Here is a 475-nt window from a genome sequence, read left to right on the forward strand (position 1 = left end):
GAGTAACGCGTGGGCAACCTACCCTTAAGACCGGGATAACACCTCGAAAGGGGTGCTAATACTGGATAAGGTCATAAGGTGGCATCACCATATGAAGAAAGGGGGAACCCGCTTAAGGATGGGCCCGCGTCCCATCAGCTAGTTGGTGAGGTAACGGCTCACCAAGGCGACGACGGGTAGCCGGCCTGAGAGGGTGGTCGGCCACACTGGGACTGAGACACGGCCCAGACTCCTACGGGAGGCAGCAGTGGGGAATCTTGCGCAATGGGCGAAAGCCTGACGCAGCGACGCCGCGTGAGTGAGGAAGGCCTTCGGGTCGTAAAGCTCGGTAGTGTGGGAAGAAGAGGTGACGGTACCACACGAAAGCCCCGGCTAACTACGTGCCAGCAGCCGCGGTAAGACGTAGGGGGCGAGCGTTGTCCGGAATTACTGGGCGTAAAGGGCGCGTAGGCGGTTTAGCAAGTCAGGTGTAAAA

At 59.2% G+C, this 475-nt stretch carries 1 rRNA gene; it reads left to right on the plus strand.

The window, feature by feature from the left end:
- Positions 1–475: ribosomal RNA gene (locus tag BUB32_RS00025) — 16S ribosomal RNA — on the plus strand; the annotation flags it as partial.

The sequence above is a fragment of the Thermoanaerobacter uzonensis DSM 18761 genome (assembly GCF_900129115.1).
GTDB classification, from domain to species: domain Bacteria; phylum Bacillota; class Thermoanaerobacteria; order Thermoanaerobacterales; family Thermoanaerobacteraceae; genus Thermoanaerobacter; species Thermoanaerobacter uzonensis.